Source organism: Arthrobacter sp. 01N442, assembly GCF_056399345.1.
Genome location: NZ_JBFTRD010000001.1, coordinates 356,843 through 369,899 on the forward strand (window position 1 = coordinate 356,843; position 13,057 = coordinate 369,899).

General features: G+C 69.4%; 14 protein-coding genes. 7 read left to right on the forward strand and 7 right to left on the reverse strand.

Annotated elements, in window-relative coordinates; all coding sequences use genetic code 11:
• Position 1 precedes the first annotated feature (1 nt).
• The 3 genes from AC1DNC_RS01600 (at position 2) to ggt (ending at position 2,627) form a co-directional block, all read left to right on the forward strand.
• Positions 2 to 151: a DUF7340 domain-containing protein gene (locus AC1DNC_RS01600; protein ID WP_476860962.1), complete on the forward strand. Its 150-nt coding sequence runs from the start codon at positions 2 to 4 to the stop codon at positions 149 to 151.
• A 79-nt stretch (positions 152 to 230) separates the two neighbouring features.
• Positions 231 to 704, forward strand: a complete 474-nt coding sequence (locus AC1DNC_RS01605) for an NUDIX hydrolase (protein WP_476860814.1) — start codon at positions 231 to 233, stop codon at positions 702 to 704.
• Positions 705 to 800: 96 nt separating this feature from the next.
• Positions 801 to 2,627 carry a gamma-glutamyltransferase gene (gene ggt, locus AC1DNC_RS01610; RefSeq protein ID WP_476860815.1) on the forward strand — a complete coding sequence of 609 codons (1,827 nt, stop codon included), beginning with the start codon at positions 801 to 803 and terminating at the stop codon, positions 2,625 to 2,627.
• A 53-nt stretch (positions 2,628 to 2,680) separates the two neighbouring features.
• Here the strand turns inward: ggt and AC1DNC_RS01615 are convergent, their stop codons facing one another.
• From AC1DNC_RS01615 to AC1DNC_RS01625, 3 genes are all read right to left on the reverse strand, one after another.
• Positions 2,681 to 3,181, reverse strand: coding sequence for a mycothiol transferase (locus AC1DNC_RS01615; RefSeq protein ID WP_476860816.1), 501 nt, complete (start codon positions 3,179 to 3,181; stop codon positions 2,681 to 2,683).
• A 164-nt stretch (positions 3,182 to 3,345) separates the two neighbouring features.
• Positions 3,346 to 4,632, reverse strand: a complete 1,287-nt coding sequence (locus AC1DNC_RS01620) for an FAD-dependent oxidoreductase (protein ID WP_476860817.1) — start codon at positions 4,630 to 4,632, stop codon at positions 3,346 to 3,348.
• Positions 4,625 to 5,950 (reverse strand): MFS transporter, encoded by a 1,326-nt coding sequence (locus AC1DNC_RS01625; protein ID WP_476860818.1) that lies wholly within the window; start codon positions 5,948 to 5,950, stop codon positions 4,625 to 4,627. The genes AC1DNC_RS01620 and AC1DNC_RS01625 overlap by 8 nt, the downstream gene beginning before the upstream one ends.
• Before the next feature lie 48 nt (positions 5,951 to 5,998).
• On the opposite strand from AC1DNC_RS01625, the gene AC1DNC_RS01630 reads away from it, so the two are divergent.
• The 4 genes from AC1DNC_RS01630 (at position 5,999) to AC1DNC_RS01645 (ending at position 9,676) form a co-directional block, all read left to right on the forward strand.
• Positions 5,999 to 6,820, forward strand: a complete 822-nt coding sequence (locus tag AC1DNC_RS01630) for an IclR family transcriptional regulator (protein ID WP_476860819.1) — start codon at positions 5,999 to 6,001, stop codon at positions 6,818 to 6,820.
• Between the two features lie 137 nt (positions 6,821 to 6,957).
• Positions 6,958 to 8,091 (forward strand): cupin domain-containing protein, encoded by a 1,134-nt coding sequence (locus AC1DNC_RS01635; RefSeq protein ID WP_476860820.1) that lies wholly within the window; start codon positions 6,958 to 6,960, stop codon positions 8,089 to 8,091.
• Positions 8,088 to 8,924, forward strand: coding sequence for a fumarylacetoacetate hydrolase family protein (locus AC1DNC_RS01640; protein ID WP_476860821.1), 837 nt, complete (start codon positions 8,088 to 8,090; stop codon positions 8,922 to 8,924). The genes AC1DNC_RS01635 and AC1DNC_RS01640 overlap by 4 nt, the downstream gene beginning before the upstream one ends.
• On the forward strand, positions 8,924 to 9,676 hold the full coding sequence (locus tag AC1DNC_RS01645; RefSeq protein ID WP_476860822.1) for a maleylpyruvate isomerase family mycothiol-dependent enzyme: 753 nt from the start codon (positions 8,924 to 8,926) through the stop codon (positions 9,674 to 9,676). Before AC1DNC_RS01640 ends, AC1DNC_RS01645 begins: the two co-directional genes overlap by 1 nt.
• A gap of 139 nt (positions 9,677 to 9,815) precedes the next feature.
• On the opposite strand, the gene AC1DNC_RS01650 is transcribed toward AC1DNC_RS01645, so the two are convergent.
• From AC1DNC_RS01650 to AC1DNC_RS01665, 4 genes are read right to left on the reverse strand one after another with little or no spacing between them, the layout of a single operon-like run.
• A complete protein-coding gene (locus AC1DNC_RS01650) occupies positions 9,816 to 10,430 on the reverse strand; it encodes a TetR/AcrR family transcriptional regulator (protein WP_476860823.1) in 615 nt (204 codons plus the stop codon).
• Between the two features lie 28 nt (positions 10,431 to 10,458).
• Positions 10,459 to 11,685, reverse strand: coding sequence for an NAD(P)/FAD-dependent oxidoreductase (locus AC1DNC_RS01655; RefSeq protein ID WP_476860824.1), 1,227 nt, complete (start codon positions 11,683 to 11,685; stop codon positions 10,459 to 10,461).
• Entirely contained in the window at positions 11,685 to 11,879 is a 195-nt protein-coding gene (locus AC1DNC_RS01660) for a ferredoxin (protein ID WP_476860825.1), read from the reverse strand. The genes AC1DNC_RS01655 and AC1DNC_RS01660 overlap by 1 nt, the downstream gene beginning before the upstream one ends.
• Entirely contained in the window at positions 11,876 to 13,048 is a 1,173-nt protein-coding gene (locus tag AC1DNC_RS01665) for a cytochrome P450 (protein WP_476860826.1), read from the reverse strand. The genes AC1DNC_RS01660 and AC1DNC_RS01665 overlap by 4 nt, the downstream gene beginning before the upstream one ends.
• Between the last annotated feature and the right edge of the window lie 9 nt (positions 13,049 to 13,057).

The window sequence follows — 13,057 nt, forward strand, 5'->3', positions numbered from 1 at the left end:
TATGGAACCGCCGTGCCCGGCCTGCGGTTCACGGGTGGTGCCCATCTGGAAGGACGTCCGGTCCGCGGCGGCGCGGCAGCCCGACTGGCAGGTCAGCGCGAGGCAGTGCAGCAGCCAGGGCTGCAACATGAACGACCCGCAGAACTGGTAATCCCGCCGCACGGACCGTCCGGGGTCGCCGCCCGGACCATTCCAGCGATGCCACGACGGCGCCAGTGGTCGGAGGGTGCATGCCCGTAAGGAGCGCCGGCCTGCTGCTGTTCCGAAGAGGCCCACAGTCGGGGCTGGAAGTGTGGATCGCGCACATGGGCGGGCCGTTCTGGGCGCGGAAGGACGCCGCGGCCTGGTCCATCCCGAAGGGCGAGTACACCGAGGACGAGGATGCCCTGGCCGCCGCCAAGCGCGAGTTCGCCGAGGAAATCGGGACGCCGCCCCCGCCGGCCGACTATTTCCCGCTGGGCAGCTTCCGGCAGTCCTCAGGCAAGGTCATTACGGTCTTCGCCGCCGAATCGGACTTTCAGCCGGAAGCAATCTCGAGCAACACGTTCCCGCTGGAGTGGCCGAAGGGATCCGGCATCGTCCGCAGCTACCCGGAGATCGACGACGCCGCGTGGTTCAGCGCGACCGTGGCGCGCACCAAGCTGGTGCGCGGCCAGCTGCCCATCCTGGACGCGCTTATCGCCCACCTCGGCGGGGCGGGCTGATCGGGGCATTCCTCGTGACAACTTTCGCATTGCCACGTCACAGCGGGCGCAGGTAGTGTGACAGAACCTGTCAATCACGTGAACCGGGGAGCACCCATGCATCTTGTAGGACGCCGACTGTCCGCCGCCACCGCGGCCCTGGCCCTGGGCGTGGCGGGCGCCGCCGTCGCCTCCCCTGCCTCCGCGGATCCGCGGGAGACCGAGAAGACCGCGACGGCATCCGGCTACGGCGGCGCCGTGAGCACCGTGGACCCCGAGGCCTCCGCCGCCGCACTGGAGGTGCTGCGGAAAGGCGGCAATGCCGCTGACGCCGCGGTCGCCGCCGCCGCTACCCTGGGCGTGACCGAGCCGTACAGCGCGGGGATCGGCGGAGGCGGCTACTTCGTCTACTACGACGCAAAGCCCGGCCGCGTCGGCACGGTGGACGGACGTGAAACCGCCCCGGCAGGCATGCGGCACGATGCGTTCATCGACCCGGCAACGGGCCAGCCCTACCGGTTCACCCCCGAGCTCGTCACCAGCGGCGTCGCCGTGGGAGTCCCGGGCACCCCCGCGACCTGGGAAAGGGCACTCGAGCGCTGGGGCAGCCTCGGCCTTGGCGAGGCCCTCAAGCCGGCCATCAAGGTGGCCACCCGGGGTTTCGTGGTGGACGGCACCTTCCGCCAGCAGACCCTCGACAACAAGGCCCGCTTTGCGGCGTTCCCCGCGACCAGCGCCCTCTTCCTCCCCGGCGGCGATGCCCCCGCCGTCGGCAGCATCTTCCAGAACCACGACCTCGCCGCCACCTACCGGCTCCTCGCGAAGCAGGGCACGCGCGGCTTCTACCGCGGGCCGCTCGCCTCCGACATTGCCGCCACCGTGCAGGCGCCGAAGAAGGCTGCCGGCACCAAACTGCCCGTGCCTGCCGGGTCCATGACCACGGCGGATCTCGCCGCCTATCGCGCGCTGGACCAGGATCCGACCCACGTGAACTACCGGGGGCTGGATGTTTACGGCATGGCGCCCTCCAGCAGCGGGGGCACCACGGTTGGCGAGGCACTGAATATCCTGGACCCGTCCAATCTCTCCGGGATGTCCCGGCCCGGCGCCCTGCACCACTACCTGGAGGCCAGCGCCCTGGCGTTCGCCGACCGCGGCAAGTACGTCGGCGACCCGGCCGGACAGCAGGTGCCGACAGCCGCCCTGACCGACCCGGTCTTCGGCAAGGAACGCGCCTGCCGGATCGATCCGCTGCGGGCCGCCCCCAAGCCGGTCGCGCCCGGCGATGTCACCGCATACGACGGCGCGTGCCCGGCCACCAGTGCCGCCCCCGCGGACGAGTTGGACACCGAGAACATCTCGACGACCAACCTCACGGTCGCGGACAAGTGGGGCAACGTGGCCGAGTACACCCTCACGATCGAGCAGACCGGCGGGTCCGGCATGGTGGTGCCGGGCCGGGGTTTCCTGCTGAACAACGAACTGACGGACTTCTCCACGGTGTACGACGCCAAGGACCCGAACCGGATCGAGCCGGGCAAGCGCCCGCGCTCCTCGATGGCGCCGACCATCATCCTCAAGGACGGATCGCCCTTCTTTGCCCTTGGCTCGCCCGGCGGATCCACGATCATCACCACCGTCCTGCAGACCATCCTGAACCGGGTTGACCTGGGCATGACGATCTCCGAGGCGATCGCGGCCCCGCGGGCGTCACAGCGGAACACCGCGAAGGTGACCGCCGAACCGGACTTCATCACCGCATACGGCGGCCCGCTCGCCGGGTACGGCCACGCCTTCACGCCCTCCGGGGACGCCTTCACCTCGGCGGCGGAAATCGGCGCGGCAACGGCGATCGAGTTCGGCCCGGGCGGGCGGATGACCGCGGCGGCCGAGCCGGTCCGGCGCGGCGGAGGCTCCGCGATGGTGCTCAACCGGTCGCGGTAGCCCGCAGGCCGGCCCGGGTTCCCCCGGACCCGCCTGCCCGCCTCCGGCGCCGGTCAGGCGTCCAGTCCCCTGGCGTACGCGGCCTGTCCAACGTGCTGCAGGCAGTCGGCAAGGGTACTGACCAGCCGCACGCCGAGGGTGACCGGCGGGTCCCAGCGGGTGTCCACGACGCGGTCGAGGTCGCCGCCGTCGAGGCCCCGGATGAAGCCGACCGTCTGCTTGTGGACGGCGTCGTAGTACGCGGCCAACAGCTCGGGCGCGGCCGTGACGGCGTCGACCTGCGCGGAAGTGTGGCCGTAGCCGGTGTCCCGCTCGGGCAGCGGCAAGCCGAAGCGGGCGGCAAAGCCCTGCGCGGTCCACACCTGGGCGAGGCCGGCCGCGGAGGCAAGCTGCGCGTCCTCGACCCGGCCCAGATGCCAGATCAGCCACGCCATCGAGTTCCCGTTCCCGCCCGGGCGCCGGGACAGCGTGTGGGCATCCACCCCGTCCAGCGTGGCCGCCACCGTTTCGTGGATCCGGCCAAAGGCATCGAGCAGCAGGTCCTTGGCTTCCATCTCAGTTCCTTCCGGCGCAAGGTTCTTCCGGGCGCACGGTGCGCCGAGGCCCATGCTGGCACGGGCCAGCCCGTTGCGCTATCACTTCGGCACGTTCCGGTGCCTTCAGAACGACCAGAGGTGAGAGAGCAACGGGCCGGCGTGGCCGGGCATCGGCGGGCGGCTCAGGCCGGGACCGGCTCCTGCACGCCGGTCCGGGCTTCACGGACGGCGGGCACGCCGTCGCCGTCCTGGCCGTACAGCCAGTCGTTGTACCGGAAGTCGTTGTCCTTCCGGCTCTTGAAGAGCAGGTTGCGCAGCGTCCGGGCCAGTCCGGACACGTGCCACGATTCGCCCCAGACGCGCGCGGTGCGCTGCACCCGGGCTGTGCGGCCGGCGCGGACGCTGTTGAACTCCTTGATCGCACCGTCCCAGGCGTCCGGGTTGATGCCGGCCTCCGTGAAGACCGTGCCGACGGTGGCGTCCTGCAGCGCGGCGGCGTCCTCGAGCGCCTGGCAGGCGCCCTGGGCGAGGTACTGGAGCATGGGGTGCGCGGCGTCGCCCATCAGGACCATCCGGCCGGCGACCCAGTTCTCGATCGGGTCACGGTCGTACATCGGCCAGCGGATGCCGGTGGCCAGGTTCTTCAGCGCCTCCTGGACGGCCGGAACGCAGTCCTTGTACGCGGCTTCGAGCTCGTCGACGCCGCCGTATTGCTCCTCGCCGCGTTCGAAGGACGGGGATTTGAAGACGGCCACGGTGTTCAGCAGCTCGCCCTTGCGCAGCGGGTACTGCACCAGGTGGCAGTCCGGGCCGAGGTAGACGATGACGTCCTCCAGGTCGGCCCTGGGGGTGTCTTCGGTGATCGGGACGGTGCCGCGGTAGGCGACGTAGGCCGAGGAGACGGGCTCGTCGTTGGTCACGAGCGGGCGCAGGGTGGACCGGAGTCCGTCCGCGCCGATCACGACGTCGGCCTCGTAGTCCACGCCCGCGACGGTGTGGGCCACACCGCGGCCATTGACGGTTTCCACGCTCTCGACCATGACGTCGTTGACGAGCGTGACGCCGGCGGCTTCGCAGCCTTCGAGCAGCACCCGGTGCAGGTCGCTGCGGTGGATCACGACGTAGGGCGCGCCGTAGCGTTCCGCGAATTCCCCGCCGAGGCTCTGGCGGGTGAGCTCCTCGCCGGTGACGGCGTCGCGGAACACGAGGTGCTTGGGCTGGACGCCGATTTCGAGCGCCTTTTCCAGCAGCCCCCAGCGCTTCAGGACGCGGGAGGCGTTGGGGGCCATCTGCAGCCCGGCGCCGACCTCGCCGAATTCGGGAGCCCGCTCCACAAGGGTGACGTTGGCGCCGTTTTCGCGCAGTGCGAGGGCTCCGGCCAGTCCGGCCAGTCCCCCTCCGATGACCGGGACGTCGGTGGACGGGCCCTCGGCGGACGGGAAACTGGTGGAGAGGACGTGCTCAGACATTGCTTGCTCCTTGCGGGATCGAGATTTTAGCGGTGAGTTTGAGGCCGACGACGACCAGCAGGACCGCGGCAATGGCGGCTGCGCCGGCGAAGGCGAGGAAATTGGAATTGACGCCCAGCCCGGCGGCCAGCAGCAGGCCGCCGATTTGGGGTGCGGCGACGGCGCCGATGCGGCCCGTGCCCAGCGCCCAGCCCAGCGCGGTGCCGCGCAGGTGTCCGGGGTAATGGCTTGCGACGGCGGCAATGATCAGGCACTGCGTGCCGTGGGTTCCGACGCCGGCGAGGACGAGCATGAAGTAGACGACGGCGACTGGCGGCCCGGTCACGAGGACCACGAGGGCACCGGCGGCGACGGCGGCGGCGGCGATCGCCGTCGGGATCGGACCGAAACGGGTCCCGGCCCAGGCCGTCAGGACCGAACCCGCCACCGCTCCGAGGTTGAGGGCCAGGGCGAAGGTCAGGGCGGAGCCGAGGTTGTAGCCGGCGAGCTGCATGAGGTTCGGCAGCCAGGTGCCCAGCCCGTACCAGGCGAAGAGGGTGGCGATCGTGGCCAGGGCGAACAGCATGCTGATGCCCAGGTACGGCGCGCGGAGCAGGGAGGAGAAGCCGGCCGGTTCCCGGAGCGTGCGGCCCTTGCCGGCCGCGTTCCCTGCGGCGGCTGCCGGGGCCAGGGTCTCGGGCAGGTATTTCAGTCCCAGCGGCACCACAACCAGCAGCGCCACCGAGGCCACCAGGAACATGGATTCCCAGCCGAAGGCCGGGATCAGCTGGATGCCGACAAGGGCGGCGATGGATCCGCCGATCGGGACGCCGGACATCATCAGCGTGGCAATGGTAGACCGCCACTTGGTGGGGACGAGTTCGGCCACGAGGGCGTTGGCCGAGGGCACCAGCCCGCCAAGACCGATGCCGGCCAGGAGCCGGAGGGCGCCGAAGACGGGGGCGTTGGGAGCGAAGGCGCAGAGCATGGTGAAGATTGAGAAGACGACGGCGCAGCCCAGGATGGTGCGGCGGCGTCCCCAGGAGTCGGCCATCCGGCCGGCGAAGATAGCTCCGATCATCATGCCGACGAAGGCCATCGAACCGATGGTCCCGGCGGTGGCCTTGCTCAGGCCCCACCCGGTCTCGGAGATGAGGGAGGACTGGACGGTGCCGTAGACGATCAGGTCGTAGCCGTCGAAGACGACAAGGAGCCAGCAGACGAGGACGGCGGCCGCCGAGGCTTTGGAGAAACGGGAGGTGGGCCCGTCGGCGGGCGAGGGGCCCGGAGACTCCGGCGCGGACCGTTGCGGCGCTGCAACAGATGGTGTGTGATTCATGCCACTACTGTCCTAGCCGCCGCAGATGAACCACAATACAATTCTGATGTGCAGAACACGCCAGCGTCGCCGTCCGCCCGGAAGCCCGTCCAGAAACGCCCGACGTATTCGATCGAGGCGGTGGACAACGCGCTGCAGCTCCTGCAGCTCCTGCGCGACGGCGGCGCGCTGCGTCTGAAGGACGCCGCAGCGGAACTCGGCGTCGCGCCGTCGACCGCCCACCGCCTGCTGGCCATGCTGGTGTACCGGGGGTTCGCCGTGCAGGAAGAAACCCGCCGCTACGTGCCCGGGCCCGCGATGGGCGTCGGGCCGGCGGGGCTGGCCTGGACCAGGCTGCTGCGCACGCTCGCGCAGCCGCACATGGAACTGCTCTCCGCCCGGCTCAACGAAACCGTGAACCTTATGGTGCGGGTGGGAACCAAAGTCCGCTTCCTGGCGACCGTGGAGGGGAATAACGTCCTGCGCGTGGGTGACCGGCAGGGGACGGTGATGCCGGCCAACAGGACGTCCGGCGGCAAGGCCATGCTCGCGGAACTGGAACCTGCCATGATCGAGCAGCTGTTCCGCAGCAGTAACGCCGAGATTGGCGGGGACACGATCGCGGACGCAGAGTATCCGGCCTTCCTGCGCGAACTCGAATCCATCCGGAGCAACGGCTTCGCCGCCAACTTCGAGGGCACCGAGGAGGGTGTCAGCGCCCTCGGCATGGCCCTGCACAACCGGCACGGGCACGTCGTGGGGGCGCTCAGCGTGGCGACTCCCGCGACCCGCTTCCGGCGGGTGTTCGACGCCGGTCTCGTTTCCGCCATGCGGGAGACCTGCCGGCAACTGGAGATCGATATCGCCGCCAATCCGGCCGAGCCGGACTAGGCGGGCGGCTCGGCTGCCGGGCTGCCGGGACGGATACCCCACTAGTTCTGACTGGCAGAATATGTTGGGAGTCACACTGCGGTCTCCGTATGGTCGAACTACGCCAAGAACTGTTCTGACCTACCGAGGAGGCCCACGTGTCCATCAGCGCCGAGAACACGACCCATGAATCAGTGGCTGCGGGGCACACTGCCCCGGAGCCCACGCCCGAAGAGGCCGCCCAGCTGCAGGAGCTGTACCGCGACTTCGACCGGGAAAACCTGATCCCGCTCTGGACCGAGATTGCGGACCTGATGCCGATGGTGCCGAGCCCCAAGGCGGTCCCCCACGTCTGGCGGTGGAGCGATCTGTACCCGCTGGCTGCCCGCGCCGGCGACCTCGTCCCGGTGGGCCGCGGCGGCGAACGCCGCGCCATTGCACTCGCCAACCCCGGCCTCGGCAACACCCCGTACGCCACCCCCACATTGTGGGCGGCCATCCAGTACCTCGGCGCCCGCGAAACCGCCCCGGAGCACCGCCACTCGCAGAACGCCTTCCGCTTCGTCGTCGAGGGCGAAGGCGTCTGGACCGTCGTGAACGGCGACCCGGTGCGCATGTCCCGCGGCGACTTCCTGCTCACCCCGGGCTGGAACTTCCACGGCCACCACAACGACACCGACGAGCCGATGGCCTGGATCGACGGACTGGACATCCCGTTCGTGCACTACGCCGACGCCGGGTTCTTCGAGTTCGGCACCGAACGCGTCACCGACGAGGCGACCCCGGACATCTCCCGCTCCGAGCGGCTCTGGGCGCACCCGGGTTTGCGTCCTCTCTCCGGCCTGGACGACACCACCAGCTCCCCCATCGCGGCCTACCGCTGGGAGCACACCGACCGGGCGCTCCGGGAACAGCTGCTCCTCGAGGACGAGGGCCATCCCGCCACCGTCTCCCAGGGCCACGCGGCGGTCCGCTTCACCAACCCCACCACGGGCGGGGATGTGATGCCCACCATCCGGGCCGAATTCCACCGGCTCCGCGCCGGCGCATCCACGCAAGAGCTCCGCGAGGTGGGCTCGAGCGTCTGGCAGGTCTTCGAAGGCACCGGCTCAGTGGTGCTCAACGGCGAAACCCGGACGCTGGAAAAGGGCGACCTCTTCGTCGTGCCCTCCTGGGCCGCCTGGTCGCTCCAAGCCGACAACGAATTCGATCTCTTCCGCTTCAGCGACGCCCCCATTTTTGAACGGTTGAACTTCAACCGCACCTACACCGAAGGACGCAAGAACGCATGAAACTCCTCACCCTCCGCCTCGCCGCTGGCGACAACACCGTCACCGTGGCTGTGCGCCAGGACGGCGACACCCTGACCGAGATTGACGGCTTTGCCAACGTCGGCGAGCTGCTGAAGGACGCCGACTGGGAAGCCACGGCCCGGGCGGCCAGCGGCGCCACCCATTCGCTCGAGGGCGCCGACCTCGACGCCGTGGTCCCCTCCCCCGGCAAAATCATCTGCGTGGGCCACAACTACCGCAACCACATCAAGGAAATGGGCCGGGAAGTCCCCGAGTTCCCCACCCTGTTCGCCAAGTACGCCGAATCCCTGATCGGCCCGAACGATGACCTGGCCCTGCCGCAGGAGTCCGACGCGGTCGATTGGGAGGCCGAGCTCGCCGTCGTGATCGGCAAGGCTGGCCGCCGGATCAGCGAAGCCGACGCGAAGGACCACATTGCCGGCTACGCCGTTCTCAACGACGTGTCCATGCGCGACTACCAGTTCCGCACCATCCAGTGGCTGCAGGGCAAGACCTGGGAAAAGTCCACCCCGTTCGGCCCGGCCCTGGTCACCAAGGATGAGTTCTCCGCAGGACCGCTGATGACTTCCGAGGTCGACGGCGAGATCCAGCAGCAGACCCCTACCGGCGACCTGGTCTTCACGCCGGAATTCCTGGTCTCCTACATCTCCACGATCATCACGCTGAACCCCGGCGACGTGATCGCCACCGGCACGCCCGGCGGCGTGGGCCACGCCCAGGATCCGAAACGCTATCTGCAGGAGGGCCAGCTCCTGGTCACCACCATCGAGGGCCTGGGCCAGCTGAAAAACCGCGTGGTCAAGGAAGCCTGATGGTTGCCCGCCAGGACCAGACGACGGACCCGGAGCTCCTGCAGGCCCTCCTGCAGGCGCGACGGGGCACGGCGTTCTTCGCCCGCAAGCTCAACGAACTCACCGACGCACAGCTCGACGGCGACTCGCTGCTGCCCGGCTGGACCCGCCGCCACATCACGGCCCACATCGGCTACAACGCCCGCGCGATTGCGCGCCTCATCGAGTGGGCGGCCACCGGGGTGGAGACCCCGATGTACCCCTCCACCGAGGTCCGGGACCGCGAGATCGACTTTGGCGCCACGCTTCCGCCGATTGCGCTCCGGCACCTGTTCGACCACTCCGCCGTGCACCTGAACGTTGAATGGCGTGACCTGCCCGAGGACGCCTGGCACCACAGGGTCCGGACAGTCCAGGGCCGGGAGGTGCCTGCCGCCGAAACGGTCTGGATGCGCAGCCGGGAGGTCTGGATGCACGCCGTGGACCTGGACAACGGCGCCGCCTTCCGGGATATCCCCGTACCGGTCCTGGAGCGGCTGCTGCGCGACATCACGGGAGCCTGGAAAACCCGCGGCACCGATGCGGGCCTCGTGGTCAAGGTCACCGACCGCGACCTGAGCTTCGGGGACACCCAGGCGGAGTCCCCCACTGTGGTGTCCGGGCCGCTGGCCGCCGTCGTCGAATGGGCCGCCGGACGCGGCCACGGCGGCGTCACCGCTGCCGAGCCCGGAGCCTCGAACGGCCTGGCCCCGGCCGCGCCGAAGTGGATCTGAGCACCGTCTGAGCCGACGGGCGCTCCTGCCCAGTTACATCCCTCGAATCCGCTCCTGTGCCGGGGACACGCCGGCCGGCTGCGCGTGTCGGACCTGGTAACTGGGCTGGAGCGCACGGCCCCGCTTTGCGAGGGCCCCTTCAGCCTTCTTCGCAGAGCAGGTGGTACCAGCTGTCGGCGAGCACTTCCAGGGCGTGTTCGCGGTTGGGTTCGAACTTGCGCCGGGTCCAGAGCGTGGCCACGTAGTCCAGGGAGGTGAAGGCGAGGGTCCCGCGGATGTGGCGGGTCTCCTCGGTGAAGCGCCCGGCAAGTTCCATCCCGCGGACCAGGTCGGATATGACCTCCTCGTGCCACCCCTCCACCATGGCGCGCACCTCACGGTCGACCGCGGCCGCCTCGTCGAGGACATCGAGGTAGGGCCGGAAAACCGGCCACAGCGCCGCCCGCGACTCCAGCCAGGCCAGGATGCCCGGCAACTCCCCGGCGCGCACCACGTCCACCAGGTCCGGCGCGGTGGAACCGCTCTCCGGCCCATCGGCGCGGTCCAGCACCGCGTTGACCCGCGCCATGAAGTCCCGCATCAAGTCAGCGCGTGAGGGGTAGTAGGCGTAGAAGGTAACCCTGGTGGTACCCGCCGCCGCGGCGATCTCATCGATCGTGGTCGCGGCATAGCCTTTCTCGGTAAAGAGCTCCAGCGCCCGCTCCACGATCATGTCGCGGGTGAGCTTCTTCTGGGCTTCTCGCAGCGACGACATGGATCAATCCTAACGTTGCGGCACGGGGTCAAACCCGGGCAGTCGCCGCCGGGCGCGGCGCGGCCGGGGCGGCGCCTGCTGGCTCGGAGTCGGCCAGCCAGCGCAGTTTGGGGATCGGGATCCGGAAATTGACCGCGGCTGCGGTCCCGGAACCGTCCGGATTGGACCAGCGCAGCAACTCCGAGCCGTCTTCACCACCCCGCTCGCAGTAGCCGGGGGCACCCGAGACCGGTGTGAAGCCGACCGCTTTGAGCGACAGGCCGAAGCCTTCGGTCCAGAAATAGGGCTGGAAGTTGAACTCGGGTGCGGCGTCGCCGTGCAGCAGTCCGACGGCGGCGACCTTGGCCTGGTCGATGGCACTCGTCCACAAAGGCACCCGCTGCACGCCGCGGAGGGTCGGGAAGAACGCCACATCGCCGGCCGCCACGATCTCCGGCCGCACCCGGCCGCGGGAGTCCACGCGCAGCGCACCCTCGGCGAGCAGCTTTGAGCCGGCCAGCCAGCCGATGCTGGGCTCATCGCCGACGGCGGTGACCACCAGGTCAGCCTCGAGCGAGGTGCCGTCGGCCAGGACAACCCTCGCCCGGTCGCCGTGATCGACCAGCCGGGCCTTGCCGCCCTCAACCACCCGCAGTCCGCGGCGGACGGCGGCGGTGGTGAAGAGGTCCGCCAGATAGCCGCCGAGTTGACGGACAAGCGGCAAGCCGTCTGAAACGAGGGTGACCTCACAGCCCATATGCAGGCAACCGGATGCCACCTCCATCCCGAGGGGTCCGCCGCCGATCACGATGACCGAGGGCCGCGCTGCGACGCGTTCCCTCAGGTGGACGGCGTCCTCGATGGTGCGCAGCGTCAGTTCCAGAGGCGCCTCGTCCCCGCCGGGTGCTGCCGTGAGCCGCCGTGCCCGGGAACCGGAGGCGATGACCAAGCCGTCGTACGGCAGCTCATCGCCTCCGTCCAGCAACACCCGCCGGGCCTCGGCGTCCAGGCCCGTCGCGCTCACGCCGAGCAGCTCGGTTGCTTCGTGGCCAGGTTCTGGGAGCTCATGCGCCCGGAGGCCTCCATCACCGCTGCCGCCGGCACCGTTCCCGCTGTCGCCGTGCAGCAGCGCCTTGGTCAGGGCCGGGCGGCTATAGGGATGATGGCGCTCGGCACCCACCACCGTGAGTTCGCCGTCGAAACCGGCCGAACGCAGCGAGTCACAGGCAGTGAGCCCGGCGATGCCGTTGCCGACCACGACGATCCTGCGCATCATCAGGCTGCGGCCAATCGCAGAGCGGCCACCGGGCAGACCCTGACAGCAGCCTTGGCGGCGTCGAGCTCGGGCCCGTCCACCTCCGCGACATCGATCACCAGTTCGCCGTCGTCGTCGAGATGCATCAGCTTCGGCGCGGCTTCCTCGCACAGGCCGTGTCCCTCGCAGCGCGGCCGGTCCAGTTCGATCCTCACGCGGCCACCACCTTTTCGACTTGGAGCGACTCGTGGCTGCGGGTGATGTTGCTCGGTTCCCGGACCTCATCCGAGATCGTCAGCGTCTTCACCCTGCGTGCAAGCGCCTCGATGATGGCGTGCGCCTCGAGCTTCGCCAGCCCCTGTCCGGCGCAGCCGTGGGGTCCGTAGCCGAAGGAGAGGTGGTCCACCGGGTTGCGCAGAATGTCAAAGGTGTCCGGGTTTTCGTAATGCCGCGGATCCCTGTTGCCAGAACCAAACAGGATGCCCACCTGGGCACCTGCAGGAATCGTGACCCCGTCGATCTCGACGTCGCGCGTGGCCTTGCGGCCCCAGATGTGGACCGGCGCCCAGTAGCGCAGCACCTCGGCGAAGGCTGCGGGGACGAGTTCCGGGTTCTTCCTGACCAGCTCGAACTGCTCGGGGTGGTGGCCGAAGAGCGCGATGATGTTGCCGATCGAAGCGATGGTGGTGTCGACACCGGCACCGAGGTACTGGTGGATGATGTGCCCCGCGGAGCCCTGGGGAATGTCCCCGCGCACCTCCGCGTCGAAGATGCCGCGGCCGATCGAGCCGGGCGTGAGGTCCTCAGCCGTGACCGACGAGCACCAGCCGTAGAGCTCGCCGGCGATCGGGAAGTTCTCCTGGGTGCGCTGGTTCAGCGGGCCGAGGACCTGCATCGCGGCCTGGCCCCAGCGCAGCATGTTGTCCCTGACGTGGCCGCTGAAGCCGATCAGGTCGGCCACGATCTCGATCGGGAAAGCCCGGGCCAGGGAATCGATGGCCTCGAAGCTGCCGCTGACGGCCAGTTCGGCCACAAGCTTGTCAGCCTTTTCGTCGATGACGACCTTCAGGCCCCGAAGCGCTCGGGGGGTGAGGTTCTGCGACAGCGTGGCGCGCAGTTGCGTGTGGACGGGCGGGTCGGAGGCGAGCGAGGTGCCTTGGAGCGCCTCATTCACCATCGGGTTGAAGCCGATGCTGGTGGACGAGAACGTTTCCGGATCCCCCAGTGCGTCGCGGATGACGTCGTAGCGCGTCAGGACGTAGAGCTCGTTCTTGGGCAGGTGGACCACAGCTGCCTGCTCGCGGAGCGAGGCGTACGTGGGGTACGGGTCGATAAGGATGTCGTCATCCCAGATGTCGATGTCGGATTCGAGGGGTGCAGTCATGGTGTTCTC

What these genes read in the sequence shown, in the direction of transcription:
- AC1DNC_RS01600 (WP_476860962.1), top strand. Translation starts at nt 2, where the DNA reads ATGGAACCGCCGTGCCCGGCCTGCGGTTCACGGGTGGTGCCCATCTGG.
- AC1DNC_RS01605 (WP_476860814.1), top strand. Translation starts at nt 231, where the DNA reads ATGCCCGTAAGGAGCGCCGGCCTGCTGCTGTTCCGAAGAGGCCCACAG.
- ggt (WP_476860815.1), top strand. Translation starts at nt 801, where the DNA reads ATGCATCTTGTAGGACGCCGACTGTCCGCCGCCACCGCGGCCCTGGCC.
- AC1DNC_RS01615 (WP_476860816.1), bottom strand. Translation starts at nt 3,181, where the DNA reads ATGGAAGCCAAGGACCTGCTGCTCGATGCCTTTGGCCGGATCCACGAA.
- AC1DNC_RS01620 (WP_476860817.1), bottom strand. Translation starts at nt 4,632, where the DNA reads ATGTCTGAGCACGTCCTCTCCACCAGTTTCCCGTCCGCCGAGGGCCCG.
- AC1DNC_RS01625 (WP_476860818.1), bottom strand. Translation starts at nt 5,950, where the DNA reads ATGAATCACACACCATCTGTTGCAGCGCCGCAACGGTCCGCGCCGGAG.
- AC1DNC_RS01640 (WP_476860821.1), top strand. Translation starts at nt 8,088, where the DNA reads ATGAAACTCCTCACCCTCCGCCTCGCCGCTGGCGACAACACCGTCACC.
- AC1DNC_RS01645 (WP_476860822.1), top strand. Translation starts at nt 8,924, where the DNA reads ATGGTTGCCCGCCAGGACCAGACGACGGACCCGGAGCTCCTGCAGGCC.
- AC1DNC_RS01650 (WP_476860823.1), bottom strand. Translation starts at nt 10,430, where the DNA reads ATGTCGTCGCTGCGAGAAGCCCAGAAGAAGCTCACCCGCGACATGATC.
- AC1DNC_RS01655 (WP_476860824.1), bottom strand. Translation starts at nt 11,685, where the DNA reads ATGATGCGCAGGATCGTCGTGGTCGGCAACGGCATCGCCGGGCTCACT.
- AC1DNC_RS01665 (WP_476860826.1), bottom strand. Translation starts at nt 13,048, where the DNA reads ATGACTGCACCCCTCGAATCCGACATCGACATCTGGGATGACGACATC.